This is a genomic window from Gimesia aquarii, from assembly GCF_007748175.1.
GTDB lineage: Bacteria > Planctomycetota > Planctomycetia > Planctomycetales > Planctomycetaceae > Gimesia > Gimesia aquarii_A.
Window position 1 is genome coordinate 1,430,206 of the sequence record NZ_CP037422.1, and the last position, 26,327, is coordinate 1,456,532.

Here is a 26,327-nt window from a genome sequence, read left to right on the forward strand (position 1 = left end):
AGTTCAATTGATGTATGTGATTGGTTTGGATATTGGTGGTGCAAACATCAAATCAGCGGACAGCGATGGTGCCGCCAGGACGATTCCATTTGCGCTTTGGAAAACTCCTCAATTGTTAAAAGCAACATTACAGGAGTTACTCTCAGGTTTTCAACGTCCCGATCTGGTGGCGGTAACGATGACAGGTGAATTAGCGGACTGCTTCCCAACAAAAGCGACGGGTGTAGATCAAATTTTATCTGCAACCGAAGAAGCGGTGGCTCCTGTTCCCTTAGTTGTCTGGCAGACAGGGGCAGAGTTCCTGCCAACTGATATCGCCAGAGAATTTCCACTATTGGTTGCTGCCGCGAATTGGCATGCACTGGCGACTTGGCTAGGCCGGATGATTCCTGATCAAAATGGGATTCTGTTAGATATTGGATCAACGACCACAGACATTATTCCATTAGAAAATGGTATTCCCATTGCGGAAGGACTGACGGACGTTGAGCGATTGCTTTCTCGCGAGTTGGTTTATACTGGTGGACGTCGGACGCCACTTGCGATGATTGATCAGCAGGTCCCGTTCCGAGGTCAATGGTGTCCATTAGCGGCAGAATGTTTTGCCACGGCATTGGATCTCTATTTACTGCTCGAGGAGAATACCGAGAATCTGCATGATCACGATACGGCTGATGGAAATCCGGCGACTCAAGATAACGCTTATGCTCGAATTGCCCAGTCTGTTTGTTGTGATGTTTCAGAAATGACAAGAGCAGAGGCCGTGGAAGTTGCTCATTATCTGGCTGAGCAACAGCAGAAGCAGATTAACCAGGCTTTAAATCAAGTCGTGGATCAAATGTCAGTACCACCAATGGCAGTATTGATGAGTGGAAGTGCCGTTTTTCTGGCCGAAAAAATTATTAGAGCTCACCCGGTTTTAAGCGAGACTGTCATTACAAATGTCGCAGAAATCTTTGATCGATCGATTTCGAATGCGGCCTGTGCGTTTGCCGTCGCGCGCCTGGCGGCAGAAAGGGTTCGGATTTAATAGATTGTTGCTTAGGATCTGTCGTCAGCTAATCTGGAGTTAGTAATCATTGAATTATATAAGTCTATTGAAAATAAACGCTTATATGATTGTGCGTAGTGCAGTTATGACCACTTTCTTTACGGTTTCCTAGTCTAAGAGTGGTTGACTCATTTTTCATACTTGTGTTATCTTTCGCCTCTTGTAAGTGCTTACTGGCGATCGTTTTTTGAGCCAAAGTCATTTTTCCTGCTGCCATATTTTCCAGCCGAACGGATGGAATCAGGGATATGGTGCAGTGTTTACTGTATTTTGATTGGAACTGTGACTAAAAACATAAAGCCGAAATAACTTCCCTCATTCAGCGATGGAGCGCGAAAATATGTGTGGAATTGTCGGATATATCGGACATCGAGAGGCGGGGTCTGTATTGATCCAAGGTCTGCAAAAACTGGAATATCGGGGATATGACAGTTCCGGTGTTGCCATTCATGAGAGTCCTTCTATCCAGATTCGTAAGAAAAAAGGCCGGGTCTCCGAAATGGCGGCGCTCTTTAAAGCGAGTCCTGTTGCAGGAACATTGGGAATTGGCCATACACGCTGGGCAACACATGGTGAGACCAATGACCAAAATTCACACCCGCATGTTGGGGGTAACGGAGAAGTCGTCATTGTGCATAACGGAGTCATTGAAAATTATTCTTCGCTCCGCACTCAGCTACAGGCACTGGGATATGTTTTCCGTACAACGACTGATACAGAAACTGTTGCGCATTTACTGTCTCATCATCTGGAAGAGCAGATTAAGCTGGGCGCTGATCCGTCAGAGCTTTCGACCTATCTTAAAGTTGTCGAAATTACGCTATCGAAATTAAAGGGAACTTATGGCTTGGTGATCATGTTCCAGGATCTTCCCAATCTGTTGATAGCGGCTCGATTGGGAAGCCCGTTAGTGATCGGTGTGGGCAAAGGGGAACATTTTATTGCCAGCGATGCAAGTCCTCTGATTGGATATACTGATGAAGTCATCTATCTCTCTGATCATGAGATCGCAGTTATCACTGAAGATGAAGTTGAAGTCATTCACCGCGATGAGGGTCAGCAGAAATTATCGATTCAGACTTTAGATCAGGTAAGTGTTGATTCCGATCTGGGTGACTTTGAGCATTACATGCTGAAAGAAATCTTTGAGCAGCCTCAGACACTTGAGAATGCGATGCGAGGTCGTATTGATGAAGATGAGGCAACCGCGAAATTTGGTGGATTGAACCTGTCTGCGCAGCAGCTGAGAAACATTGACCGAGTCGTCTTAACGGCTTGTGGAACGAGTTGGCATTCTGGATTAGTAGGTGAGTATCTCCTGGAAGAATTTGCCAGGATACCAACCGAGGTCGAATATGCTAGTGAATTACGGTATCGGAATCCTCCAATTTCAAACGATACCATGATTTTCGCCATTACCCAAAGTGGTGAAACGGCAGATACTCTGGCAGCGATGAGAGAATGCAAACGAAAAGGTCATCCCACATTGGCGATTTGTAATGTGGTTGGCTCTTCAATCGCCCGTGAAGCAGATGGTGGAATTTATTTGCATGCCGGTCCTGAAGTGGGAGTGGCTTCGACCAAAGCCTTTACATCCCAGGTGATGGTCATGATTCAATTGGCACTATTTTTGGGGAGAATGAGGCATCTCTCTTACCCTGCAGGTCGCAGAATTATTGATGCGATCCAAAAAATTCCCGATCAAATTCAGAAATGTCTTGAGTGTAATGATCTCATCAAAGACATTTCCAACAAGTACTGTAATTTCAATAATTTTCTCTATCTGGGTCGGCTTTATAATTTTCCCGGGGCATTGGAGGGGGCACTGAAACTCAAAGAGATCAGCTATATACACGCTGAAGGTTACCCGGCAGCCGAAATGAAACATGGCCCGATTGCGCTGGTTGACGAAGAGACCCCCAGTGTTTTTGTTGTTCCACGCGGACAGATATATCCCAAAGTCATGAGTAATCTGGAAGAGGTGAAAGCGCGTAAAGGGCCTGTGATTGCCATTGCCTGTGAAGGGGACAAAAAAATTGCTGATATTGCTGACGATGTCATTTATGTCCCAGACGTTGAAGATTTCTTACAGCCTCTCGTTACCGCGATTCCGTTGCAACTCTTATCATATCATATCGCTGTATTACGAGGCTGTAATGTAGACCGCCCCCGGAACCTGGCAAAGAGTGTTACAGTAGAGTAGTGAAATCAGGGAAGAGCAAAGGCTGGTTTCTGTGTTTCTGATGTTGAAAAAGGACTTTCATTCTTGAGAAAACATGGGCTTTCTCCCTGAAAACAGCAAAATACAGACATACCTCTCCTGAAAGTGCGAAAATTAAACTTTCCTGATTTGGTTTAATTCTGCGTTCCGCATAGAATGACTGATGAGGTACCCGGTAATTACCTGATCGATGTTCTTAAGCTCGATGAGGCGTCTGTCTGCCAGCTGAATTGGCGTACAAGCCTTCTTAAGCAGATAGGTAATGCAATCCATCTGCAAAACTGGATGTAGTAAAATGAAAGTAATTCTGGCAAATCCCCGTGGTTTCTGCGCGGGCGTCAATATGGCAATTGAATGTCTCGAAGAAGTCATTCGGATTTTTGGTAGTAATATTTATGTCTATCATGAAATCGTACATAACAAACATGTCGTGAATCGGTTTACCGAGCAAGGTGTGGTTTTTGTTGATTCCGTGAGCGATGTTCCCGAAAATTCGATTCTCGTGTTCAGCGCGCACGGTGTTTCCCCTGTGATTCGTCAGCAGGCGCGCGACAGAAACATTCGTACGATTGACGCGACTTGTCCTCTGGTGACCAAAGTTCATACGGAAGCAATTAAATATGCAAATGCGGGCTATAACATTATTCTGATTGGTCATGAAGGACATGATGAAGTCATAGGCACAATGGGTGAAGCTCCTGAAAGTATTACCTTGATCGAGACCCCAGAAGAAGTCGCAGCTTTGGAATTTTCTGAGGATGACAAATTAGCTTATCTCACGCAAACAACATTGAGTGTTGATGAAGCAGGCAGAGTCATCGAAAGTCTTACAAAAAAGTATCCTGGTATCGAGAGTCCACCCAAAGCCGATATCTGTTATGCGACAACAAATCGTCAAGAAGCGGTTTCGGAACTTGCACAGCAAGTCGATCTTGTATTGGTCTTAGGTAGTCAGAATAGTTCCAATAGTAAGCGACTGATGGAAATCGGAAAGTCTGCTAAAAAGCAGGCTTATCTAATTGATGGTGTGAATGAGTTATTACCAGAATGGCTCGAAGAATGCGAGGCGATTCTCATCACCGCAGGAGCGAGTGCTCCAGAGGTAGTCGTTCAGGAGTTAGTGCAACATTTAGAAGACCATTATCAAGCAGAAGTGGAAAATGCCGTTGTTCGTGAAGAATCGGTTCGCTTCCCACTTCCCAAAGAGTTACGTATCTTGCAATCAAAATAGAAACTGCCAGGCTGGTGCCGGTTTCGAAATTGTTCGATTTCGTTTATTATAAAAAAAGTAGAGATCGAGTCGCATACGGGTTTGAGTGCGATTCTAAGAAAAAACCAAATCTTTAAAGAATTGAAATAGCAGATATGAGTGATGATCTGACACCAGCAGAAAACAACGACGACCATTCTGAGGAATCGAATCAGGAACGGCACACACAAGAAATCAGGCATTCCCAGGTGAGTGCGCGTGTGCCTGAGGGGGTTTCGCGCGGGGTGTTCAGCACAGGGGCTGTTGTCTTACAGGGGGGACACGAATTTATCCTGGATTTCCTGTTACGTATTTCGACACCTCAACAGGTTGCCGCACGCGTCGTTTTACCCATTGGCGTCGTTCCGCAAATGATTCGCGCCCTGAGAGACAATTTGAATAATTATGAAAAACGGTTTGGTACTCCAGTCATACCCACTCCTATTCCTCAACAAGTGACTGGTTCTGCAGATGCCATCAATGTCGGACCGGGGATGGAAGTCGCACCTTCTGAAGCACCGACTCCGCCAGTCGCGAGTGTGGGCTCAGATATCAATGCTGGAGCTTCAGGTGAGGCTGTACAGCCTGAAGCAGAATCGGAAAGCAATCCCCAGCAACCTGCTGCTGAGCCAGTAGCTAAGCCTGCAGAAGCGGGACAAAAGCCTCCTTCAGCAGAAGACTTGTATGATGAATTGAAGCTGCCTGATGAGATGCTCTCAGGCGTATATGCGAATGCAGTTCGAATCGGTCATTCGGCGACAGAGTTTTCCTTTGATTTCATAACGACATTCTTTCCTCGTTCGTGTGTTTCTGCTCGAGTGCATATGGCAGCACCGAATATTCCCCGCCTGCTCGATTCGCTGACACACTCATTTGAGCAGTTTCAGCGAAAAGTAGCGGAGCAGCAAAAGCGGCAGCAACCTCCTGAAGGAGGGCAACCAGGTAATCTTTAAATCCTCATGTGCCTGCTATTCATTCCTGCTCGTCAGCAGAGGGGCCGTAGAGTGCGGGAACGGGAATATCATTGAGTCGCAGATACACACAGAGATGACCACGGTGATGGATACTATGATTGAGTACCCAAGTGCGAATCACACCAATTTTGGGCATCGTGATGAGGGGCTCACCACCGGAAAGAAGTGACCATGACTTCACAAATTCTTCATCGGAAGTAGACGCGATGCGTTTTCTTGCTGCGACAACATTCGCGTCAAAGAGATCCAGGATTTCCTGACGGCTATTAAGTACAGGAGCTTGGTAAGGTTCGCCACCCTCCGGGTTAAGATCCCAGTTATCTTGAGTCAGGGTTCCTTCAACCCAGCCTACCATTTCCGCGAGATGAGTAGCGACCCAGCCGATACTGTTCGATTTGGGGTGCGCTTTCCAGTCGAGTTTGTCATCGGGAATTCGTTCGAGCACTTTGCGAGTTCCCGCCATTTCCATATCAAATTCGGGGAGGATTGATTCGGCGATTGTCATGGGAGTATCCTGTCTTCAATTATGGTGAGAGAGTCACAACGAAATGGTGTTTTGAATGGGATTGAGTCGCAAATAATTTGACGACTCAATACACGCTTATTCTAACAGTTTGTTCACTGGAATGTCCAGCATTTCGGCATCAAACTGTTTTTTGACTTCAACTGGCTGTTTTGTGCTTTGAAAAAACAAAATAGCGGCAGAGAATAAAATTGAATGTCATACCCACCACGATTCCAATTAATGCTGCCAGCAAAGTCCTTTTCTCGAAATAGGTAATTGAACTACATAATACCATTGTCGTGAGCCAGTTGAAGAAAGCACCTAATAGACAACTACTGCAGTAACCGAGATACTGCTTGAGAATGGGAGCGTATCGCGCATACGAAAATGTAATATTGCGATTGAGCAGGAAATTAGTGCTCATCGAAATCCAAATCGCAACTGCAATTGCCACCGGTCGATTAAGCCAATTCAAGAGCAGGGATAGTGCCATTAAATTTACGACGACTCCCGAGCATCCAATGACAGCAAATTGTGCAAAGTAAGCATAGTTTCTGTATTTAAATTCAAACAGACGTTTGAGATGTTTCAGGTAATTGATTTGCTCTTTGAACGAGAGTTTGCTGCTTCCCTGAGTACGATCTGTAAAGTGGATAGGAATTTCAATGATGTTGCGGCAACGACATTTCACCATTAATTCCAAGCCGATTTTGTAGCCCACGGGGTTAAGAATTTCGCGTGCATTCAAAAAATCTTGACGATGTAACGCAAAAAAGCCTGCCATCGGATCTTTCACTGTTGTGAAGGGACGTGCCATCCAAGTTGCAATTTTTGAATTAAACTTTCTGAACCAACCCCAGGTTTCGTCTGTCGAACCACCGTTCACATAGCGGCTGCCAATCACAAAATCTGCCTGTTGGTTTTTCAAGGCAAAGTACAGTTCCGGAATTGTTTCTGGTGGGTGTGATAGATCGGCGTCCATTACCATCAGAATCTCTGCCGACGCTGCATCCATGCCAGCGATGACTGCAGTTGAGAGGCCCCGTTCATTTTCACGGGTGATCAGATGAAGGGGCGATGATTGTGACAGCGTTTGACAGAGATCTGCTATGCCATCTGGACTTTGATCATGGACTACTATGATTTCTGCAGAAATTGCAGAGTCGTTCAAGACCTGAGTAATACGCGGGATCAGGTTAGCCAAATTTTCGGCTTCACAATAGGTGGGCACGATAATCGATAATTGAGGCAATGTTCTAACTTTTCAGGATTGTTGCGATTATAACGGTTGGCGTTTAGATGCGGAGATTCAGTTAGGTTCTCTTTCGACAGAAGCAGTAGAACGATTCTCACCTGTGACTGTATTCAAAATCTAGCTTGTAGTGATGAAAAGCATCCTTTTTCAGTAATCCAGTGATTTCCCCGAATCGTGATAGTTTCAACCACTACTTTCCGCAGATTGTGAGAGATCAATAAGTTCCTCATGATTCACGCAACTTTTTTGCTTTCAATAGTCAAACTATGCTGTTTTTTTGCATCATTTTCATACTTCTGACGACTTCAGGTAGTTTTGTGACCTAGATTTGTACTGAAAAACTACATGGAAATGGGCGGGCTGAAAATATGGTGCTGATGGTCAAAGTGCCGGTAAGCATGCGTGATGATCAATAAAATATATCAGTTGAAGGAGTAGAGTGAATATGGCTGGTTCTGGCCTTTCTCAAGTTGATTCCAATATGGCTTTTGATGATCTCAAACGACTTATTCATGGTAAGTTGGTTGAAAAGCTCGATTTGACCCGCGTTGGAGATCTGGAAGGTGATTCGCTCAGGCGTGAAATTCGTCTGGTGATCGAACATTTGTGTGATACCGAAAATCCCCTTCTCAACCGATCGGAACGTGAGCGTTTGATCGAGGAAATTCTGGACGAAACTTTTGGCTTTGGTCCATTGGAATTGCTGCTTAAAGATCAAGATATCGCAGATATCATGATCAATGGTCCCAAGCATGTTTTTGTCGAAAAATGTGGTCGTATTCAACGTTCGAATGTTGTTTTCCGGGACAATCAGCATCTGCTGCAAATTCTTGATCGTATTGTTTCCAAAGTGGGACGGCGTGTCGATGAAACTTCTCCTCTGGTAGATGCCCGCTTACCCGACGGATCTCGACTTAATGCCGTGATTCCTCCGCTGGCGCTGGATGGACCTTCGTTAACGATTCGTAAGTTTGGATCGAATCCATTGGGGCTGGAAGATCTGTTGAGATTTGGTGCCTTCACGCCGGAAATCGCAATGCTACTGGAAGGTATCATTAAGGCTCGGATTAATACCATCATCAGTGGTGGTACCGGTTCCGGTAAAACAACACTCTTAAATACATTATCCAGCTTTATTCAGGCTGATCACCGTGTCATTACGATTGAAGATGCAGCCGAGCTTCAATTACAACAAGAGCATGTATTGCGATTGGAAACACGTCCACCCAACATTGAAGGGAAAGGGCAAATCACAGCGACGGATCTTGTAAAGAATGCCCTGCGTATGCGTCCCGACCGAATCATCATTGGGGAATGTCGTGGCCCTGAATCATTGGACATGCTCCAGGCGATGAATACTGGTCACGAAGGTTCTTTGACTACGATTCACGCCAACTCTCCTCGTGATGGTGTTTCCCGTTTGGAAACAATGATCACAATGGGGGGAGTTGAATTACCGCTCAAAGCCCTCCGACAACAATTTGCAGCAGCCGTTGATTTGATTATTCAGGTCAATCGCTTGCAAGGGGGACCTCGTAAAGTGACTCATGTGACTGAGGTACTGAATATGGAACAAGACACTGTCATTATGCAGGATATTTTCCTGTTCATTCAAGATGGCATTGATGAAGAAGGCAGAGCCTATGGTCACTTTGAAGCGACCGGGGTTCGTCCGGCCTTCATGGATCGGCTGGAAGCTGCGGGCGTTCGCCTGCCTTCAAATCTGTTTGCAAATCGTGTTTTACAGGGCTAACGTTTTCAGTTTGGTTAGAGAAGAATACAAAATCGGAAAAAAATAGATCTTCAAACGATAAAGGTAACCAGAGATGGATCAAACACTTATCATCTCAATCGCTGCATTTTTGGGTATGATGGCTTTCGTGGGAGCTGTTATATTCGTATTTAAGGATTTTTCGTCTAGTAAAGCGGAAGATCGTTTAGCGGTGATTACGGGTAAAAAAAAGACAGCAGATGAAACAGCCTCGTTGTTGAAAGACGAAATTGTCAAAGGTGGTATCACCAGTGTTTCAGATCGAGTTGCGCTGTTTTTCGAGAAGTTCGGCAATCTGAAACTGTTACTGGAGCAGGCAGAGGCTCCGTTTAAAGCAGACACTTTTCTTTTAATGACAGGGGTGGCTGCCGGATTAGGGTTTGCATTAGCCTGGTTTACGAATGCACCTGTGCCGTTTTGTCCTGTAGCTGCTTTAGCGACAGGGGGACTCCCTTTTATGTGGCTATTGTTTTGCCGAAATCGACGATTCAAAAAATTTGCACAGCAGCTTCCCGATGCCTTGGAACTGGTAGGTCGCGCGCTGCGATCTGGACATAGTCTGGCGTCGGGATTGAGTGTCGTCGTACAGGAAATGCCGCCTCCGATCGCAACGGAATTTGCGATGGCGTATGAAGAACAGAATCTGGGTATTCCCATCGATGAGGCGTTGAAGAGTATGCTCAAACGAATGCCTAACCTCGACTTGAAATTTTTTGTGACCGCCGTTGTGATTCAACGACAGGCAGGGGGAGACCTTGCTGAAATTCTGGACAAAATTGGTCACATTATTCGGCAGCGTTTCAAAATTATGGGACAGGTTCAAGCATTGACCGGGGAAGGTCGAATCAGTGGAGTTGTTTTGATGGCTCTACCAATTGCTCTGTTTTTTGCGGTTTACTATCTGAACCCGGATTATGTCATGTTGCTCTTTACCGATGAATTAGGGCGTAAAATGATAGCCGGTGGAATTGTTCTTCAGGTTCTGGGAGCCCTCTGGATCAAGAAGATTATTAATATCAAGATTTGATTGAAAGCACATCAGAATTACCGGATCAACTTTTTACTATTTGAAAATGAGAGCCAAAAACGTTGGCTGAGCGTGGGAGAGTGAATTATGGATTTTGTTCAACTATTACCGTGGGCGATCTTTGGGATGGTGATTGTCGGTGGTATCGCATTGATCAACAAACTGAACTCAGATCAATCGCGTACTACGGAGAGACTGGACGAGTTACGCAATCCGCACTTACGCAATAACCCAGACGCCGCTCAGTCCGCCAGTACACTATTGGAAAAGGCAGCGCCCACACTTTCCAAAGCATTGACGCCCAAATCAGAACTGGAAGAAAACAAATTAAAAGTGAGGTTAGCAAATGCCGGATACAATTCGGAGAATGCGTCCTCGATCTATCTTTCATTAAAAGTCGCTCTAGGATTACTAGGATTGTTGCTGGGCTCAAGTTATGGATTTTATCGTTTTGGATTTGCCCAAAATGGTTGGACTGCATTGGTTATTGGCGGTGGTATTGGTTTTTATCTACCCGAACTGGTCTTACGTTTTTTAGCAAGTTCTCGAATCTCACGTATTTTCTTGTCTTTACCTGATGCATTAGACTTGCTTGTCGTATGTGTCGAAGCGGGGCTGGGGCTTGATGCTGCCATGAGGCGGGTTTCTGAAGAACTGGAAGAAACGGCCCCGGATGTGTGTAGTGAATTTGCTTTGTGTAATCTGCAATTACAGATGGGGCGACCACGACGTGAAGTGTTGCATGACTTGGGTATTCGTAGTGGCGTCGATGACATGCGTGCTCTGGCCGCCATCTTGATTCAGGCAGACAAGTTTGGTTCATCAATTGCTCAGGCGTTGAGAGTCCAATCTGACAGCATGCGTGTGAAACGTAGCCAGATGGCAGAAGAGCAGGCCGCGATGACTGCAGTGAAGATGATCTTTCCTCTGGTCCTGTTCATTTTTCCGGGAATTTTTGTCGTCCTGGTCGGTCCTGCTGCCATCATGATGATTAACGGTTTACTTGCGAACTAGCTCTGAAGTTATTTTTAACTGCAAATTCATCAAACAGCTTTGTTAACACCTTTGAACATTTCGATGATCAAAGGTGTTTTATTTTCTTTACAGTTGATGTTTACATTTTGGAGATCCTTAGAAATAGAAGAACAATCCTCATTGTAAATTGGTAATATTTACCCTCAATGTCTGCTTTTGAGTCATTTTGCAGGTATCAAATAGTCTCAATCCCGAATCTCTTTTCCAAAGGGTGTTTGGCACTTATTTTGCGTTAAATTGAATTACATTAGATATTTAAGTGGGGTACAAATATATCATGCTCATGTCGTGAGTCCGATCTTCGTCCCATTAGATCTCTTTTTCTTAAATGTCATACGCGGGCCTTGAGATGACGAATAATAGCAAGGTTCTGCGATCTTAGTGTCGATTGAACATCATCTGCGAATTGTATTCAAAGTTTAGCGTTACTTGAATATGGTTCAGAGGCATTGTTTTTTTGACAAACAGTAATAAGGCACATATAAAATTCACTGTCCAATTTTCTAGATCGACAATTTCAGATGCCCGCCCCTCCAAACTGGCTTAGTTCGATGGCTAATCAAGTCGCCTCTTTGATGTATGATGTCGATGTACTTGCGCCGATTGGTTGTCATTTCTTTCATAATGCAAGCCGTAACGAATGGGAAGTTACTCTGTTTGCTTCGAACACAGAGATTGTAGGCGGTGAATGGGATGGTGTTTTGGCACCTTCCAAGTTCTGTTTCGATATTCTCAAACTGGGTGAATATTTTGAAGAAGTTCGTGCTTTGTACTGGCAGGCTTTACCCGTTGATTATGACGATCAGCTCGGCCCACATATTTCGATTGAAGCGACTTATGAAGGGCATCAGGTCTGGGTACGCGTCCTGGCTGAATCACCAGAAGAATTTGAACCAGGTCGCCGAATTCAGGCTTATGATGCGAACTTGAAAGAGATTTGGTAATTCTCTTCAGTCATTCTTACACCGTAAGTTTTTCTTTTTGTTACAGCCTGAGTAGCAAAAGTTTAGAGAGTTAAGAATTGAGAGAGCGTTTAAAACATCAGCTTATCTATTCTAAAAGTGGTAGAGAGAAACGTACTATCGATTCTTAGATATATAAACTGTTGGTGCCAACCTAGCATGACTTCTGTCTTTAAATTATAGTTTGATCTTGCTCTGAACGATTAAGATACCAAAACGTGATAATGAAAGATTATGCGAAGCTCTTAAAGTCACTGCACGTTCTTTTTAGCCTGTTTTTCTGCTTCTTCCTCTGTTACTTCATCTACCTGTTGGGTATCATCCCCCTCAGTCATTGGCGCTTCTTCACCACAGCCAAACATGAAGGGAGTCATACAGGATACAATTAAGATGGAAAATAAAAATCTGTTCATAGCGTATCTTTTTCCGTTTTATCTCGATTAAAAAACTCGATTTCATCAGTGTTTGTTATAATTTTGTTTTTATTATTCGATTCTCGAGTCCATTAGACTCAAAAAATGTAGCAATAGTGTGAGTTTATAAATTATAAAACATCGCCACTTGACTGACAAATCAAGTGGCGATGAATATTTTCGCTTTAAGCGCCAATGACGACTTTACCATTCACCCAAGATGTTCCCATCTTTGGGATCCCCCACATTTTGCCAGATAGCCAAATCAATGTTTTCTGAAGTAAATCGAACAGATCCATCAGCTAATAGAGTATGGACTCCCCCTACGTGCTTACTCCGTGCTGATAAGATTGCGTTAGCAGTTCCTGAGCCAGCCCCACAATCAGGCTCATCATGATTGGGGCCATAAATAGTTGCATAATAGTTGGCTTCGTAGTATTGGGCAAAAAACCACGAATACCCTTGTTGCCTCTGTCTAACATTACCTTGATAACCAGGTTTGGTCAGACAACTAGCTGGGCAAAGTCCTCCAGATGAAGGATCATCACAGAACGGAGCACTGGCAAAGGTTTCTGAAACCATCATTGTGTTCGTAGTGCCATCTTCGATGTCACGGATCTTGACATTACTGTTACGAGCAAAAATAGAACCATCAAAATTAGCGGTAGTTGAGTCTCCCTGCCCCCTGCATGCAAGATAGTTAGTAGGGGCATAATTTCCGTCGGGTTGTCGCGAAGAGTCACTCGGACAACGAACAGCAGGCAGTTTTTCTCTACGAAGATTGTTGTTAGGAGCGGCACTGACACCGCTCTCCAGTTCCCAGTTAATTTGATTATAGATTACGGCCTGATCTAGAAATGGCAAGATCCTTGGAATCCAACCCAGCATACTGGTGGTCCAAGAGTTAACTCCACCATAGGTTCTTCTGACGTCTCCCGGTGGAAACGTTCTGAAGTTGTCGTGGTAATTGTGCAAAGCCAAGCCAATCTGCTTGAGATTGTTTTTGCAAGTGGAACGACGTGCTGCTTCACGTGCTTGTTGAACTGCTGGCAACAGTAAGGCAATTAAGATAGCGATGATAGCAATCACTACCAGCAGTTCGATCAGCGTGAAGCCGCGTTTCCTTTTGAGCAACATTCTTTCCATAACTTGAACTCCCGGAAATAAAATAAAGAAACAAAAACAGATACCGACTAAGACATAAAACGAACCTCTATTTCTGTCAGTATTTTCACTGACGAAATAAAGGGGATTTTGCTTAATAAAATTTGAAGTGATTAGACTGGTTTCAGTCCATTAAGTGATTTCGATTAACTTATGAGTAACTACAACCATACTTAGATAATGGATACATAGTTTCTTATATTGATTAATTTTTTATTGATAAATGAAAATACCATTAAGAATAGGTGTTTTTAATTTACCCGAAGGGAGAAATATTTCAACCCTAAAAACATTTTGAGGTGTTGTGTAATAAAGAAGGATAGATAAGAAATTGCCATCTCATAACAAAAGCCCTTATTTAATTAAGTCAACTAAAAAAGAGCTTGTTCGGTTTTAAAAAAAGATATCAGAGTTCGATTAAGGTGAGACCTACTCTAAGTAACTACTGTGGTAATAGTTTAAGGCCGCGATAGATTCAACTCCAATCTATCGCGGCCTTAATTTAATTCATGTAATCAAATTCGAAGTAAGACCAACTAGGTCATTTTGATAAATTATCGATTTTCTTTCATCGCTTTCTTTTGTGCAGCCGCTTCTGTTGCGGGATCAAGTTGTTCTACTGGATCTTCTGCTGACTCAGGAGTCATGGGAGCTTCTTCCCCACCACAGCCAAATTGAAAGGGAATGATACAGGCTACAAGCAGTATTGAATGTAAAAATCTGGTCATTGAATGTTGTTCCATTTTCGTTTGAGTTGCTACAGGCCAAGCAATTGATCTTGAAATAGACTGCAGTGTGAGATGACTGTCTAACTAGGGATAAGCAAAGAAACCTCGCTACTTGAATCGAAGAATAAGTAGCGAGGAGTTTTCAATATTTAAGAGCCATGAATGAATCCTACCATTCACCGAGGACATTTCCATCATCGTTATCACCCAAATTTCGCCAAATGGTCAGATCAATATTTTCCGAAGCAAATCGGACCGCCCCATCAGCGAGAAGAACATGGACTCCACCTACATGCTTACTGCGAGCCGAAACGAGTGCATTAGTCGAATTCGAACCTGCACCACAGTCAGGAATTTCGGGATTGGGAGTATAAATCGTGGCATAATAGTGTGCTTGATATTGTTGTCCCCACATCCAGGAATAACCTTGCTGCGCGCCTGTGGTATTACCGTTATAAACGGTAGCGCAAGTGGCTGCACAAGAATTGCTGACTGGTAATTCGCTACACATAGGGGCGCTGGCAAAGGTTTCCGAAACCATCATCGTATTCGTTGTGCCGTCCTGAATATCACGAATTCTGACAAGACTATTCATGCTGAAAATAGAACCAGAGGAATTATTACCAGCACTTGTTGAATTACCCCTGCAAGCCATATAGTTTGTGGGGCCATAATTTCCATCAGGTTGACGCGAAGAATCGCTGGGGCAACGAACGGAAGGCAGTTTTTCTCTTCGTAAATTACTGTTAGGGGCGGCACTGACACCGTGCTCCAATTCAAAGTTGATTTGATTATAAAGTGGAGCTTGATCCAGGAAAGGGAGAATCCGAGGAATCCAACCCAGTTGGCTCGTCGTCCAAGATTGAACTCCTGAGGGATAGGTTCTTCTGACATCTCCAGGGGGAAACGCTCTGAAATTATCGTGATAATTGTGCAAAGCTAGACCAATCTGTTTCAGATTGTTTTTGCAAGTGGAACGGCGGGCGGCTTCTCGTGCTTGTTGAACGGCCGGTAACAGTAATGCAATTAGAATGGCAATAATCGCAATCACTACCAGCAATTCGATCAGTGTGAAACCACGCTTCTTTTTGAGTAACATTTTTTCCATATTTTTGAGCTCCTGGAAATAAAAAATGATCTTAAGAAAGACGTAAAATGGATCAATATTTCTACCAACGAAAATGGAGTTAGTGAAATATTACTAATTGGATTTCGATTTCAATTTTTGTGGGAGTCGCGGAAAGTTTCGTTTGCCTGCTACACGAACATTGGGATTTTGAGTGGTGGGAAAACTAATTTAGCTAAAGTGTTGTACTAATTAGTGAAACCACAAAGAATGCTAGTAAATTCATATAGATCATTTTAGGTTAAATTGACTCTAAGGCAATAAATGTAGGTACAAATTAGGTTAATTATTATTGTTTTATATGTTAATTATGGTATTTTGTTCATGCCATATAAGTATTTTAATCGAAAGTAGTTAGAACAATTGAGATTGAGTTGATCATCATGGCTCAGTTTTTCATCAAACGCTTCAGAGGAAGTCAGACTCTGTAACCCCTGAGTTGAAACTGAGTCTCAATATGCCTATAGTGGAGAGGAATAACACAGTAAATGCACTTAAAAACACGCTATATTGTTTTCTTTTGTGTTGAGATCGTATTTGTGACGACACTAAACCAGATTATCAAAGGCCAGATCGCTCGGATCACCCAAATCAATGGTGAAGATGCTGTTTCCATTCGCTTAATGGAGATGGGGCTTATTGATGGCGAGGAGATTCAACTCTTAGGCAAAGCGCCTTTAGGTGATCCTTTGGAGTTTGCGGTACGTGGCTACCGTTTATCTCTTCGATTGAATGAAGCAAAGTGTGTTGAGGTCGAAATCGTATAACTTCAGTGCTTTCTGAATTTGCAGGCCGTAATGTTTCCTTCCGAATGAAAGCGACGCTTTCAGAGCTTCCAGTTTCATGACTAACTCTCCTGCAATAACGCAAAAAAAAATGACTGTTGCCATTATTGGTAACCCCAATACAGGAAAGAGCACTCTGTTCAATCATCTTTCCGGTGGGCATGCTCATATTGGAAATTTTCCTGGTGTGACCGTGGAGAAGAAAGTGGGGAGTGTTACCTGGGACGGCCGGAGCATCGATCTGGTTGATTTACCGGGAACTTATAGTCTGGCACCTCGCTCTATTGACGAAATGGTGGCAGTTGATGTTTTGCTGGGAAGACAAAAAGAGGTTCCGCTTCCCGATGCTATTGTTTGCATAGCTGATGCATCAAATCTGGAACGAAATCTTTATTTGTTCAGCCAGATTCTTGATTTGTCGATTCCCGTTGTTTTAGTTCTCAACATGTGTGATCTTGCTCGCTCACGGGGGATTGAGATTGATGCGACGGCTTTATCACAAAAACTAAAATTACCTGTGTTGTGTACCGAAGCGCATGCTGGGAAAGGAGTCAATGAATTAAAGGCAGAAATAGTACGGATTGGCATTGGAGAGAAACATCAGCCTTTGTCTCTTTTTCCCGATGCCTTTTACCACGAGCGCGAACAGTTATCTGAGAAGCTTCAGACCGATGAAGATGGAATACCCCCCGATTTTCTGGTGGATCGATTACTGCTTGATGTGGGGGGGTATGTGGAATCGTACTTTGAGCACCATACTCATAATGGCCTGATGGATGATTTACGTCAGGCACGCACGCGTTTGAAAGAGGCTGGCCATGCTGTGCCGGCTATGGAAGCGCGCTTGCGTTATAGTTGGAGCAGAGAGCTATTAAAAGATGTTATAAAACATCCCCAAGAACATCAAGTGACGACCTCTGATCGAATTGATCGTTGGTTAACCCATCGTGTATTTGGTTTTCTATTTTTTTTCGCGTTGATGTTTTTTGTGTTTCAGTCTGTCTTTACCTGGGCAGGCCCTGCCATGGATCTGATTGAAGCGGGGCAGGGAATGGTAGAGGGAATTGTGGAATCGTTGATTTCTCCTGGTCCATTGAGAAGTCTGGTTGTAGATGGAGTGGTAGCTGGTGTGGGAGGTGTGCTCATTTTTCTTCCACAGATTGTGATTTTGTATTTCTTTATCGCAGTATTGGAAGACAGTGGTTATATGGCGCGCGCAGCATTTATCATGGATCGATTAATGAGAAGTCTGGGATTGAGCGGCAAATCGTTCATTCCGTTGATGTCTTCTTTTGCTTGTGCGGTCCCCGGGATTATGGCAACGCGCGTCATTGAAAATCGACACGAACGACTGGTGACCATTTTAGTGGCACCTTTAATGAGTTGCTCGGCGCGTTGGCCTGTATACACACTTTTTATCGCTGCTTTCATTCCGAATATTGCCTACCTGTCACTGGCAGGGAGTCCAGTGGTGACATTGCAGGGGCTCGTTCTGTTTGGCATGTCATCGATTGGGGCATTGGTTGCGATTCCCGTAGCCTGGTTTTTAAAACGGGTTTGTTTTAAAGGGGATGTGGCACCATTTGTAATGGAATTACCGGGTTATAAATGGCCTTCTGCTCGTAATGTGATTTTACGAGTTTATAATCGTGCGAAGTCATTTGTAGTTAAAGCTGGTACCTTGATTTTTCTGACATCAATCATAATTTGGGCTACTGGCTATTTTCCGGGTGACCATAGCGAGCAATTTAAAATTCAGCAGAGAATCGAAACGATTGATTCTGAAGTTCAAAAGCTTGAAGTTGAGATTGCCGCGACTGATGAAAGTGATCAGATGGATCTCAAGGAATTACAAACTAAAAAGGAGTTACTTTCAGCAGAGCAGACTGAGCTGAATGAGCAGCAGAATCTGGTGAGCAGTCAATTAGTGGAATCCAGTTTTTTAGGTCAGGCAGGGCATTGGATTGCTCCCGTAGTCAAACCTCTGGGATGGGACTGGAAAATAGGTGTGGGAGTAATAGCATCCTTTCCTGCGCGAGAAGTGATTATTTCCACTTTGGGAACCATTTATAGTCTGGGCGGAGACGTTGGTGAAGATGACGAAGGATTGATTGGCTCAATCCGTGCTGCGACCTGGCCTGATGGCACCAAGGTGTTTAATGTTCCGGTCGCGATTTCGATCATGGTCTTTTTCGCTTTGTGTGCCCAGTGTGCGGCGACATTGATGGTCATTCGGCGAGAAACCAACAGTTGGCTGTGGCCGGTAATCTCATTTACCTATATGACAACGCTGGCCTATGTGGGAGCATTCATTTCCTATCAGGTGGGGATGTTGTTTTAACTAAAGTTGATAGTGGTAACATACATAAATACCATTCGAATTTTAGGATCAGTCCGGGTTATGAATCAGATTGACTGGCAATTAGTGGGAGCCCTGGTTTGTGTAGCGACAGCCATCTTTTTTCTACTCCGTCGTATTGTGCGTTTTTTCAAACAAAGGACTGGCTGTGCTGGCGGCTCCTGCACTGGTTGTGATTCAGAAACTAGTAAAACTCCCGACTTTGTTTCGCTGGATCAACTGAAACATTCGGACTAAACCTGACTGCAATTCTCAGGCTCAGCGCTGACCTGCTCTTGAAGTGCAAATTTTTCCCCTCTTCTAGGCAGATGATATCGGATAAAATCGGTGATGCTCTGGTGATTTTTCTGGTATGCCTCAATTCCGGACTCGTTGAAAGAGAGCCCGTTGGTTCGTCTATTTCTATTCACTGATTGTGACAATTATCATCTTGAAGGGCGTAAACCAGTCAAGGGGTGATCGATGTGTGAAAGCGAGTTCAAGGATCTGCGATGTAAAGTGAAAGCTGCTTCAAAACGGGTGAAACGATTTGATAGCTATGCAAATCAATGGTGTAGATTGTGAATCGAATCAGGAACTTTCTCGTTTATTTGTAATTTCAAGTGGTTTTTATAGTGATAGAATCACCAGGGGATAATCGATGCACTATCAAGAAAATATTCCCACGCGCGCGACGCAGATTGCGCAGTTTTAAGTAGAGACTTCGCTAAGTCAATATTGAAAATGAGTCCTGTTTTTAAGGAAAATTAGATGAGACATAATTCTGTCAATCGAGTTTTTAATCAATTGTTTTCCGATAGATCTACGTTTCTGAGCGTTTGGTTTTGAAATCAAAGAGAATACGATAGTGAATAAGGCAACAGTGATGATTCTTTTGAAGTTGTTTTTGAATAGAAAGTAAGTAAATGAAAACCGGGATCAGTTTAAGCATTCTGTTCTTACTCATATTTCTCACTAGCGGTTTTGATTTTAGTAGTCATATTGAGGCAGCCGATAAATCGAAATCGAAGAATGAAATCGATAAAAAGAACTCTGAGTATGCTAATCCTGTTGCACGAAATCGAGGGCGACTTTATCAGGTGAGTATACCGCCTCGTGAACAGGATGCTTATGAAAATGCCTACTACCGATTGTGGGTTCCCGATCATGTCAAACAGATTCGAGGGGTCATAGTGCGACAGCATGGTTGTGGTGCTGGTGCCAGAAAGTTTGGTCTGGAACACGCAGACGATTTGCAGTGGCAGGCTTTGGCCAGAAAGTGGAATTGTGCGTTGTTAGGAACTCAAATCTGGGCACCTGAAGAAGAATGCAGCACCTGGTATATGCCCGCTGATGGTTCGGAGCACGCTTTTTTTTATGCACTTCAGAAGCTGGGGAAGCTTAGCCATCATCCTGAGATTGCAAAGGCACCCTGGTGTTTATGGGGGCACTCCGGTGGTGCGTTGTGGGTGATGAATATGCTATACCGAAATCCGAAACGTGTGATTGCCGTGTTTCCTCGTTCGGGAGGATTGTCTCCTGTCAATCGAGAGTTACCCCGTAGTCAGCCGCTTAAACCGGATAGTAACCCTGCTGTCTTTCAGGTTCCCGTGATGTTCTGTTATGGTGAAAAAGAAAATCAGCCTGGTGAGCGTTTTTATGCAGCAGTGATTGGTACACATCATGTTTTTGATGTCGCACGCGAAAAACAGGCGCAGTGGTCAGTTGCCGAACACCCTGGTTCGAGTCATGAGAACAGTAATAGCAGGTTACTGGCGATTCGTTTTTTTGACTCAATGCTCAAACAGCGTTTACCAAACGATTCAAAATCAACCAAACTGAAACAGCTCGATTATCAGTCAGGTTGGCTTGGCGATCTAAAATCAAAAACAATTCGACCACTCGTCAGTCATCAGGCCGCTGATTCCAAGCAACAGTCCTGGTTACCCGATAAAAAGGTGGCTACAGCCTGGCACGAACTGGTAAAGTTAGGCCGGATCGCGGATACCTCACCTCCTGCCGCACCTTTAGCCGTAAAAGTCTGCAGTGTGCCGGGCAAAGGTGTGAAACTCGAATGGCAGGCAGAAGCCGATTTGGAAAGCGGGATTCATGCTTTCCAGATTTATCGCGATGGTAAAATCATTGGCACGGTTCAAGGTCATCGGAATCAACGATGGAATCCTGAAGGGCATTTCCACGCCTGGAATTATTCGGATCAGCCGATTTTTGATGATCATCCAGCACCGAAGATGGAGTTCCTAGATGGGACTAATGAGGCTTCTTCAAAGGCAAAATATGAAATTTCGACGGTTAACCAGGCAGGACTAAAATCTTCTCGAACTGTTGGTAAAAAATAATAGTGGAGTTGGTGAAAATGAGGGGAAATATTTGATCTCGAAGTCAGACAGCTACGTTTTTAGAAGTAATCATATTCGATAAATAGAAACCATGTCGGAATCAGGGAGAAATGTGATGACTGAAGAGAAACAATATGACCCAATATCGGGTTGGAATCCGCTGGCTGTTTGTTTGTGCGGGTTATTATTGGCTGTGTTTTTGTTCGTATCTGCGGTCGCTGCTGAAAGTGTGCCATTAATCTTATTGGCGATCATTTTAGTACCAGCTTGTATCATTGGTTTGTTTGGGTGCATGGCGGTTGCTCCAAATCAGGCACGAGTTTTATTGTTGTTTGGTGAGTATAAAGGGTCTGTGACGCGGTCTGGTTTTTTCTGGGTCAATCCGTTTTTCTCCAAACAAAAGATCTCTTTGCGAATTCGTAATTTTGAGACCGGATCAATCTCAACTCCTGAGCAGAAAGATCCGACGACGGGAAAAATTCTTCAGGCCAAAAGCCGTTCCGCGGGAAAACCTTCGAAAGTGAATGACCGAGATGGTAATCCGGTCGATATTTCCACGGTAGTAGTCTGGCGTGTCGTCAATACCGCGGAAGCAATGTTCGAAGTAGATGACTATGAAGATTTTGTGGCCGTTCAAAGTGAAGCAGCATTACGTAATCTTGCCAGTCGTCATCCTTACGATAGCGAAGACCATGAAGTGTCATTACGCGGTAATACAACTGAAGTCTGTGATCAGTTAAAGATTGATATTCAGGAACGTCTGGATAAAGCGGGCGTTGAGGTCATAGAAGCACGTATCAGTCATCTTGCTTATGCACAGGAAATTGCTGCCGCGATGTTACAACGACAGCAGGCACAAGCAGTCGTGGCAGCCAGAACTAAAATTGTTGAGGGAGCAGTGGGAATGGTCGAAATGGCTTTAGACCATCTAGCAGAACGGAGAGTGATCGAATTGGATAACGAGCATCGGTCAGCGTTGGTCTCTAATTTGTTGGTTGTATTATGCAGCGATCGTCATACTCAGCCCGTGGTCAATACAGGAAGTTCACACTCATAGAGATTGATTCATTGATTGATATGAGATCCCAGATTTCTATTTTGGATTGCTTTTCCCAACAACTGAAGCGCGAAAAAGAATAGAATTTGACTAGGACTTACTCTGGTACGTATTCGATCTGAAAATGTTAAGGTAAAGCTAAAATGAAGGAAGGGAAGATGAGCCAACCCTCATCTCCCCTTCTGCCGTTCAGGGACTAGCATTGTATGAACAAAAAGAATTACGATGAAGACGTAACTGATTGCTCTGCTATCAACAAATTGTCTACTCGATTCAAAATTTTACTATAAAAAAACAGAGAATGTTGGAATATTCAGAAAAGAATTATCGGTACAATAATTCCATTCAGTTTTTGGAACGCCACTTATAAAAGGATAGTCGCGAATTAAAATTTTATTGAAACTCTATGTAAAACTTTTCTGTGTAATTCATTCAGGGTTTGCATAAGTACAAAATAGAATGAAATATACGGAAGAAAATGAGAAGAAGGTGGAGCGCAATTAATTCACTTTTGGAGGATCGGGATCATTAAAATTTACAACGGATTCCCAAGTTGTGCCGATGTGGAGTTCATCGAAGAGATATTTGCTGTTTCTACCTGCAAAGATCCGAACATGATCAAATACTGTTGAATCATAAAATGGATCAGTGGTGCATGTCCAAATATGTGGTTCTTGCTCTGGGATTTTTTCGGTTCCAGAAAAAACGCGTAAAAATATCTGGTCTGGTGATTTTTCACTCGCCACAATTTTACCAACAAAGAAATAAGGTTTTTCATCTTCTAGTGGTGGCGCTTTCTCAACTGTTTGAGTCTGAATACGTAAAGAGGGAAATCTGTTCGAACTGATGCCAAATAATATTTTTTTTGCGTTTTTTTGATCTTCGTTCGATTTCCCCAAATTCCATAAGGAAATGTTTCCATACTGACGGTCAATAGCAGGACTCCATTTTCTTTTCTGGATAAAAAAGCTGATGTAGTAGATTGCGTCAATATCGAGCCGAACTGTTTTTTTTAAAGTGCGCCAGCCGATCTTTCCACGTTCTATTTCGACACAACCTAATTGGTTTGGTGAAAGCTCTTTAGGCACGAGTGACTTTTTAGGATAGCTATTCCCGACAGCCAGACCTGACCAGTTTTTATGGTTTCGCCAATGGGTTTCCCAGCCAATTCCACCACGCTGCCATTCGGAAAGCTCTTCTGGAATGATGATTTTTGAGGGATGAAAACTGTCATAAGCAATTAACTCGTCCAGATTGACCTTCTTTGCGTCTTTCGGCTTTCCTGGAACTTCACGTTGGAACTTTGTCAACTCTAAAGGAATATCTTTATTTTTTGTGATATCCCGCGCTTTCCCTTGATTGACGATCAAATCTTTGGTCTTGTTTGAGGGCTCTACTCTGACAGAGCCTTGAAAAACGTGCAGTTCCGTATCTCCGTTGTCCTCCACTTTCGTTCCATATTCAGTACCGATGTCAAAGAAAGTGGCTTGGGGAGTCGTTAACGCGAATTCCGGTGCAGATTCATATCCATGTAGAACGACCTCTCCTGAATCAACTATTGCGGAGTTTGCTGAATTGATATGGATTTTTGTTGGACCTTTGAGAACTAAGCGAATTCCACTATCAAAGCGAAATTCCGCAGTTCCTGTTTCCAAATAGAGGTCTTTTGTTAACAATCGCTGTCCAGAGAAAAGAGGTTCGGTATCACCGCCCCATACACAATCATTTGATCGTGTGAGAGTGGCTACGTAAGGTAAGTCTCTGGGGGCTGGGTCTCCTTGATAGGGAATTGGAACTGAGGGGGCCGGCTCCCAAAAGAAACGGCCTGTGATAGACTTTTCTGCAAATAGCATAAGTGTAACCGAAGCCGTTGCTACAGCCAGGTAACTGAGCATCGAGAATAGTTTCGTGTTTCGTCTAAAAACAGGTGCTTTTGAAGCTGGTTTAGTTTGAGGGACCTCGTCTGTGAAGATTTGGTCAAGTTCTTTTAATCTTTCAACGTAGCGCTTCTGAACTCCGGTTTGGATATCGAGATAATCAAAGTAAGTCTGCATCGCTTCAGGAGTCGAACTAAGATAATGTTCCAGTTCTTCAAATTCTGATTTGGATATTTGACCGTCAATCAGTTGATTCAACAGTCGATCAAAATTGGGAGGGAGTTCATGAACAGTCATTATGATTGGCCCTCACTTTTAAGCTTTCTCAAAATACATTGAGCTAATTCACGCCTAAGTGTGCTCAGACGGTTGTAAAGTGTTTGGACCGTTTTACCAGCTTTCTCTGCAAATTCTTTGATGGACTGCTTTTCAAATGTCGCCTGCAAAAGCAATTCCTGATCAGCTGAACTTAAACCGCTGAAGCAGTCTTGCAAAAGTTCAAGCCGAGTGTTGTGGTTGCTTAAATGGCGTAGCCGCTCCGCAGACATTGTTTCGATTAGCTCCTGACTGAAAAAGTGTCGATCGCGTTGAATACTTCTACGAAAATTGCAAACAGTAAAAAAAGCGATTCCACATGCCCAGGAAAAAAAATCTCGTTCTTGATCAAATTCACTGAATTTATTCCAGAGCGTCAAACATACATGTTGATATACGTCTTCTGCATCTGAGTTGTGGGGAACTAAAGTCCGGATATACCCAAAAATGCGTAACCTCTCTCTGGTCAATAATTCTGTAAACACTCTTCTAGCATCTTGATCAGAAGAAGTGTTGAATGTCGACATTAGGTCCGGTATCTCCGTTCAGTGAATTCTGTAAAGCTTGCCAAGTATTTACTATAATGGCTGGAATCAGTCATTAAAATTAAATACTACAAACTTTAGGAAAGAACGGAAATCGTTACCAAATCTGCTGTCATAAACAATGCATACGAGTTATTTTCTATAAATAAAAAGTGTCATGTGCCTATGATTTATTGTTCCAAAGTTACTGAGATCTAATGTCATAAATTTGAAAATCGTGTTTTCTTAAAGAATTTAATTTGTAAACATGAATTAAAATATTGTGTTTTTGTTGGAATGATTCGTTTTTCAGCGAAGTATAGAAATCTGATGATATCGATCTCTTTTTGTGTTAATGTATGCTTCTAATATAGTATCAAATCGTGTTTTTCAAATTCATTTCTCTCTCTAATTGCGAGTATCACCAATGAAAGATTTAGTGGACAAAATATATATTGGTATGAACGCTGTTCTAATTTGTTTTCTACTAATCTTTGCAGCATTAGGATGTCAGGACCCTTCTGAAATAGCAAAACAGCAAGATGCAGCTCAAGGCAAACAACAGGAAGCAGGGGGAGACGCTCAAAAACAGGAAATGCCTGAAGGGGGAATGGCCGAACAGGCTGTGCAAAATGTAAAACCGGGGAATCAGGGAGCGCCTCAAAATAACACGAAAAAAAGTATTATTCATAAGACAACAGCTGTTGTCGTTGATGCGAAAAAAGCATTGAAAAATCCAGAGATTTCTGTTGTCGATGGCAAGATCAAGGGGGTTGATCCTTTTACTCAGGCTGGAAGCGCTTATTTTTCGATGGCGTCTCGTGTCAGTACTTTAGGGATGCAGCAAGCGATAAAAGCTTACAAAGCGCTCAATGATAAATTTCCTAGTTACGATGAGTACATGAAGATGATGAAGGAAAATCGAGTGGAATTTGCTCAGCTCCCTCCTTACAAAATGTATGGCTATGATGATGAAACGGGAAACATACTGGTCTTGCAGGATAACAAGAAAAAAGCAGAGCTCTATAAAGAAGCGGGGATTCCGCTTGATTGATCAGCTTGGTGTCTGATTGGCATACTATCTGCGTATTACCTCTTTATCACTTTGATTGAAGAGTGAATGTTGTTTTGATGCAACATTCGTTTCAAAGCAGATTCAATTTGTTGATTTTAAGCAACATCTTGAATGACTTCTGAAGAGGTAAGACTTATGAAATTAAATTTTTCATCAAAAATCAGAAGATGTGTCGCAAAATGCGTTTTGCTGCTTATGTTACCAGGTGCTGTTAGTTTTAGTTTAGGCAATCAGCAAGCTGAAGCAGAGAGCTGGATGTTTAATCGTTCATATTACAGCCACCAGCTACCCCCAGAGGTTGCAGAGCGTTATCCTCGTCCTCAGAGCCGTTCTGCCTATCGTTTGCCTGAACTGGCGACAACTCCGGGCTTTGCAATCAAAGGCGCAAGGCGTTGGAATTACGTTCGTATGTTTAATGGTAATGGCTTTGACACAACCATTTTACGCAGTGACACGTTTGATGTTGTTTCACCTTAAGATTGCGACTTCAGACTATATAAAAGTGTCATCTCTTGCAA

23 protein-coding genes are annotated in these 26,327 nt (G+C 43.3%); 15 read left to right on the forward strand and 8 right to left on the reverse strand.

Annotation, left to right across the window (positions count from 1 at the left end):
* Positions 1 to 10 precede the first annotated feature (10 nt).
* The 4 genes from V202x_RS05800 to V202x_RS05815 all read left to right on the forward strand — a co-directional run bounded on the left by V202x_RS05800 (position 11) and on the right by V202x_RS05815 (position 5,474).
* Positions 11 to 1,030, forward strand: coding sequence for a hydantoinase/oxoprolinase family protein (locus tag V202x_RS05800; RefSeq protein ID WP_145172068.1), 1,020 nt, complete (start codon positions 11 to 13; stop codon positions 1,028 to 1,030).
* Positions 1,031 to 1,391: 361 nt separating this feature from the next.
* Positions 1,392 to 3,254 (forward strand): glutamine--fructose-6-phosphate transaminase (isomerizing), encoded by a 1,863-nt coding sequence (gene glmS / locus V202x_RS05805; protein ID WP_145172070.1) that lies wholly within the window; start codon positions 1,392 to 1,394, stop codon positions 3,252 to 3,254.
* A 313-nt stretch (positions 3,255 to 3,567) separates the two neighbouring features.
* Positions 3,568 to 4,503: a 4-hydroxy-3-methylbut-2-enyl diphosphate reductase gene (gene ispH / locus V202x_RS05810; RefSeq protein WP_145172072.1), complete on the forward strand. Its 936-nt coding sequence runs from the start codon at positions 3,568 to 3,570 to the stop codon at positions 4,501 to 4,503.
* Positions 4,504 to 4,637: 134 nt separating this feature from the next.
* Positions 4,638 to 5,474 (forward strand): DUF3467 domain-containing protein, encoded by an 837-nt coding sequence (locus tag V202x_RS05815; RefSeq protein WP_145172074.1) that lies wholly within the window; start codon positions 4,638 to 4,640, stop codon positions 5,472 to 5,474.
* Between the two features lie 19 nt (positions 5,475 to 5,493).
* Here V202x_RS05815 and V202x_RS05820 read toward each other — a convergent pair whose 3' ends face one another.
* Both V202x_RS05820 and V202x_RS05825 read right to left on the reverse strand, forming a co-directional pair.
* Positions 5,494 to 6,000 carry a DinB family protein gene (locus V202x_RS05820; protein ID WP_145172076.1) on the reverse strand — a complete coding sequence of 169 codons (507 nt, stop codon included), beginning with the start codon at positions 5,998 to 6,000 and terminating at the stop codon, positions 5,494 to 5,496.
* A gap of 157 nt (positions 6,001 to 6,157) precedes the next feature.
* The gene (locus V202x_RS05825; protein WP_145172078.1) at positions 6,158 to 7,252 is read right to left on the reverse strand and encodes a glycosyltransferase; all 1,095 of its coding nucleotides are present in this window, start codon (positions 7,250 to 7,252) and stop codon (positions 6,158 to 6,160) included.
* Positions 7,253 to 7,700: 448 nt separating this feature from the next.
* Here V202x_RS05825 and V202x_RS05830 point away from each other — a divergent pair, with 448 nt between their 5' ends.
* From V202x_RS05830 to V202x_RS05845, 4 genes are all read left to right on the forward strand, one after another.
* Entirely contained in the window at positions 7,701 to 9,008 is a 1,308-nt protein-coding gene (locus tag V202x_RS05830) for a CpaF family protein (RefSeq protein WP_144983757.1), read from the forward strand.
* A gap of 73 nt (positions 9,009 to 9,081) precedes the next feature.
* A complete protein-coding gene (locus V202x_RS05835) occupies positions 9,082 to 10,053 on the forward strand; it encodes a type II secretion system F family protein (RefSeq protein ID WP_145172080.1) in 972 nt (323 codons plus the stop codon).
* An 87-nt stretch (positions 10,054 to 10,140) separates the two neighbouring features.
* A complete protein-coding gene (locus V202x_RS05840) occupies positions 10,141 to 11,067 on the forward strand; it encodes a type II secretion system F family protein (protein WP_144983763.1) in 927 nt (308 codons plus the stop codon).
* 572 nt (positions 11,068 to 11,639) lie between these two features.
* On the forward strand, positions 11,640 to 12,032 hold the full coding sequence (locus tag V202x_RS05845) for a hypothetical protein (protein ID WP_144983766.1): 393 nt from the start codon (positions 11,640 to 11,642) through the stop codon (positions 12,030 to 12,032).
* A gap of 269 nt (positions 12,033 to 12,301) precedes the next feature.
* Here the strand turns inward: V202x_RS05845 and V202x_RS27375 are convergent, their stop codons facing one another.
* From V202x_RS27375 to V202x_RS05855, 4 genes are all read right to left on the reverse strand, one after another.
* Positions 12,302 to 12,463, reverse strand: coding sequence for a hypothetical protein (locus V202x_RS27375; RefSeq protein WP_197993249.1), 162 nt, complete (start codon positions 12,461 to 12,463; stop codon positions 12,302 to 12,304).
* A gap of 204 nt (positions 12,464 to 12,667) precedes the next feature.
* Positions 12,668 to 13,609, reverse strand: coding sequence for a DUF1559 domain-containing protein (locus tag V202x_RS05850; protein ID WP_145172082.1), 942 nt, complete (start codon positions 13,607 to 13,609; stop codon positions 12,668 to 12,670).
* A gap of 572 nt (positions 13,610 to 14,181) precedes the next feature.
* Positions 14,182 to 14,355 (reverse strand): hypothetical protein, encoded by a 174-nt coding sequence (locus V202x_RS27380; RefSeq protein WP_197993250.1) that lies wholly within the window; start codon positions 14,353 to 14,355, stop codon positions 14,182 to 14,184.
* Positions 14,356 to 14,524: 169 nt separating this feature from the next.
* Positions 14,525 to 15,463, reverse strand: a complete 939-nt coding sequence (locus V202x_RS05855; RefSeq protein WP_145172084.1) for a DUF1559 domain-containing protein — start codon at positions 15,461 to 15,463, stop codon at positions 14,525 to 14,527.
* A gap of 506 nt (positions 15,464 to 15,969) precedes the next feature.
* On the opposite strand from V202x_RS05855, the gene V202x_RS05860 reads away from it, so the two are divergent.
* From V202x_RS05860 to V202x_RS05880, 5 genes are all read left to right on the forward strand, one after another.
* Positions 15,970 to 16,248 carry a ferrous iron transport protein A gene (locus V202x_RS05860; RefSeq protein ID WP_145172086.1) on the forward strand — a complete coding sequence of 93 codons (279 nt, stop codon included), beginning with the start codon at positions 15,970 to 15,972 and terminating at the stop codon, positions 16,246 to 16,248.
* 76 nt (positions 16,249 to 16,324) lie between these two features.
* Positions 16,325 to 18,607, forward strand: coding sequence for a ferrous iron transport protein B (gene feoB, locus V202x_RS05865; RefSeq protein WP_145172089.1), 2,283 nt, complete (start codon positions 16,325 to 16,327; stop codon positions 18,605 to 18,607).
* A gap of 60 nt (positions 18,608 to 18,667) precedes the next feature.
* A complete protein-coding gene (locus V202x_RS05870) occupies positions 18,668 to 18,862 on the forward strand; it encodes a hypothetical protein (protein ID WP_145172091.1) in 195 nt (64 codons plus the stop codon).
* 668 nt (positions 18,863 to 19,530) lie between these two features.
* A complete protein-coding gene (locus tag V202x_RS05875) occupies positions 19,531 to 20,961 on the forward strand; it encodes a hypothetical protein (protein ID WP_145172094.1) in 1,431 nt (476 codons plus the stop codon).
* Between the two features lie 115 nt (positions 20,962 to 21,076).
* Positions 21,077 to 22,018: an SPFH domain-containing protein gene (locus V202x_RS05880; protein WP_145172096.1), complete on the forward strand. Its 942-nt coding sequence runs from the start codon at positions 21,077 to 21,079 to the stop codon at positions 22,016 to 22,018.
* 500 nt (positions 22,019 to 22,518) lie between these two features.
* Here the strand turns inward: V202x_RS05880 and V202x_RS05885 are convergent, their stop codons facing one another.
* Entirely contained in the window at positions 22,519 to 24,192 is a 1,674-nt protein-coding gene (locus tag V202x_RS05885) for a FecR domain-containing protein (RefSeq protein ID WP_145172098.1), read from the reverse strand.
* A complete protein-coding gene (locus tag V202x_RS05890; RefSeq protein ID WP_232098871.1) occupies positions 24,192 to 24,737 on the reverse strand; it encodes a sigma-70 family RNA polymerase sigma factor in 546 nt (181 codons plus the stop codon). The genes V202x_RS05885 and V202x_RS05890 overlap by 1 nt, the downstream gene beginning before the upstream one ends.
* Before the next feature lie 424 nt (positions 24,738 to 25,161).
* On the opposite strand from V202x_RS05890, the gene V202x_RS05895 reads away from it, so the two are divergent.
* Together V202x_RS05895 and V202x_RS05900 are read left to right on the forward strand one after the other, a co-directional pair.
* Positions 25,162 to 25,788 carry a hypothetical protein gene (locus V202x_RS05895; protein WP_145172100.1) on the forward strand — a complete coding sequence of 209 codons (627 nt, stop codon included), beginning with the start codon at positions 25,162 to 25,164 and terminating at the stop codon, positions 25,786 to 25,788.
* 276 nt (positions 25,789 to 26,064) lie between these two features.
* Positions 26,065 to 26,286 carry a hypothetical protein gene (locus V202x_RS05900; RefSeq protein WP_145172102.1) on the forward strand — a complete coding sequence of 74 codons (222 nt, stop codon included), beginning with the start codon at positions 26,065 to 26,067 and terminating at the stop codon, positions 26,284 to 26,286.
* The last annotated feature ends 41 nt before the right edge of the window (positions 26,287 to 26,327 follow it).

Bases quoted from the DNA above. Each gene is read 5' to 3' on its own strand.
- V202x_RS05800 (WP_145172068.1), top strand. From the start codon at position 11: ATGTATGTGATTGGTTTGGATATTGGTGGTGCAAACATCAAATCAGCG.
- glmS (WP_145172070.1), top strand. From the start codon at position 1,392: ATGTGTGGAATTGTCGGATATATCGGACATCGAGAGGCGGGGTCTGTA.
- ispH (WP_145172072.1), top strand. From the start codon at position 3,568: ATGAAAGTAATTCTGGCAAATCCCCGTGGTTTCTGCGCGGGCGTCAAT.
- V202x_RS05815 (WP_145172074.1), top strand. From the start codon at position 4,638: ATGAGTGATGATCTGACACCAGCAGAAAACAACGACGACCATTCTGAG.
- V202x_RS05820 (WP_145172076.1), bottom strand. From the start codon at position 6,000: ATGACAATCGCCGAATCAATCCTCCCCGAATTTGATATGGAAATGGCG.
- V202x_RS05830 (WP_144983757.1), top strand. From the start codon at position 7,701: ATGGCTGGTTCTGGCCTTTCTCAAGTTGATTCCAATATGGCTTTTGAT.
- V202x_RS05835 (WP_145172080.1), top strand. From the start codon at position 9,082: ATGGATCAAACACTTATCATCTCAATCGCTGCATTTTTGGGTATGATG.
- V202x_RS05840 (WP_144983763.1), top strand. From the start codon at position 10,141: ATGGATTTTGTTCAACTATTACCGTGGGCGATCTTTGGGATGGTGATT.
- V202x_RS05845 (WP_144983766.1), top strand. From the start codon at position 11,640: ATGGCTAATCAAGTCGCCTCTTTGATGTATGATGTCGATGTACTTGCG.
- V202x_RS27375 (WP_197993249.1), bottom strand. From the start codon at position 12,463: ATGAACAGATTTTTATTTTCCATCTTAATTGTATCCTGTATGACTCCC.
- V202x_RS05850 (WP_145172082.1), bottom strand. From the start codon at position 13,609: ATGGAAAGAATGTTGCTCAAAAGGAAACGCGGCTTCACGCTGATCGAA.
- V202x_RS27380 (WP_197993250.1), bottom strand. From the start codon at position 14,355: ATGACCAGATTTTTACATTCAATACTGCTTGTAGCCTGTATCATTCCC.
- V202x_RS05855 (WP_145172084.1), bottom strand. From the start codon at position 15,463: ATGGAAAAAATGTTACTCAAAAAGAAGCGTGGTTTCACACTGATCGAA.
- V202x_RS05860 (WP_145172086.1), top strand. From the start codon at position 15,970: ATGCACTTAAAAACACGCTATATTGTTTTCTTTTGTGTTGAGATCGTA.
- feoB (WP_145172089.1), top strand. From the start codon at position 16,325: ATGACTAACTCTCCTGCAATAACGCAAAAAAAAATGACTGTTGCCATT.
- V202x_RS05870 (WP_145172091.1), top strand. From the start codon at position 18,668: ATGAATCAGATTGACTGGCAATTAGTGGGAGCCCTGGTTTGTGTAGCG.
- V202x_RS05875 (WP_145172094.1), top strand. From the start codon at position 19,531: ATGAAAACCGGGATCAGTTTAAGCATTCTGTTCTTACTCATATTTCTC.
- V202x_RS05880 (WP_145172096.1), top strand. From the start codon at position 21,077: ATGACTGAAGAGAAACAATATGACCCAATATCGGGTTGGAATCCGCTG.
- V202x_RS05885 (WP_145172098.1), bottom strand. From the start codon at position 24,192: ATGACTGTTCATGAACTCCCTCCCAATTTTGATCGACTGTTGAATCAA.
- V202x_RS05890 (WP_232098871.1), bottom strand. From the start codon at position 24,737: ATGTCGACATTCAACACTTCTTCTGATCAAGATGCTAGAAGAGTGTTT.
- V202x_RS05895 (WP_145172100.1), top strand. From the start codon at position 25,162: ATGAAAGATTTAGTGGACAAAATATATATTGGTATGAACGCTGTTCTA.
- V202x_RS05900 (WP_145172102.1), top strand. From the start codon at position 26,065: ATGTTTAATCGTTCATATTACAGCCACCAGCTACCCCCAGAGGTTGCA.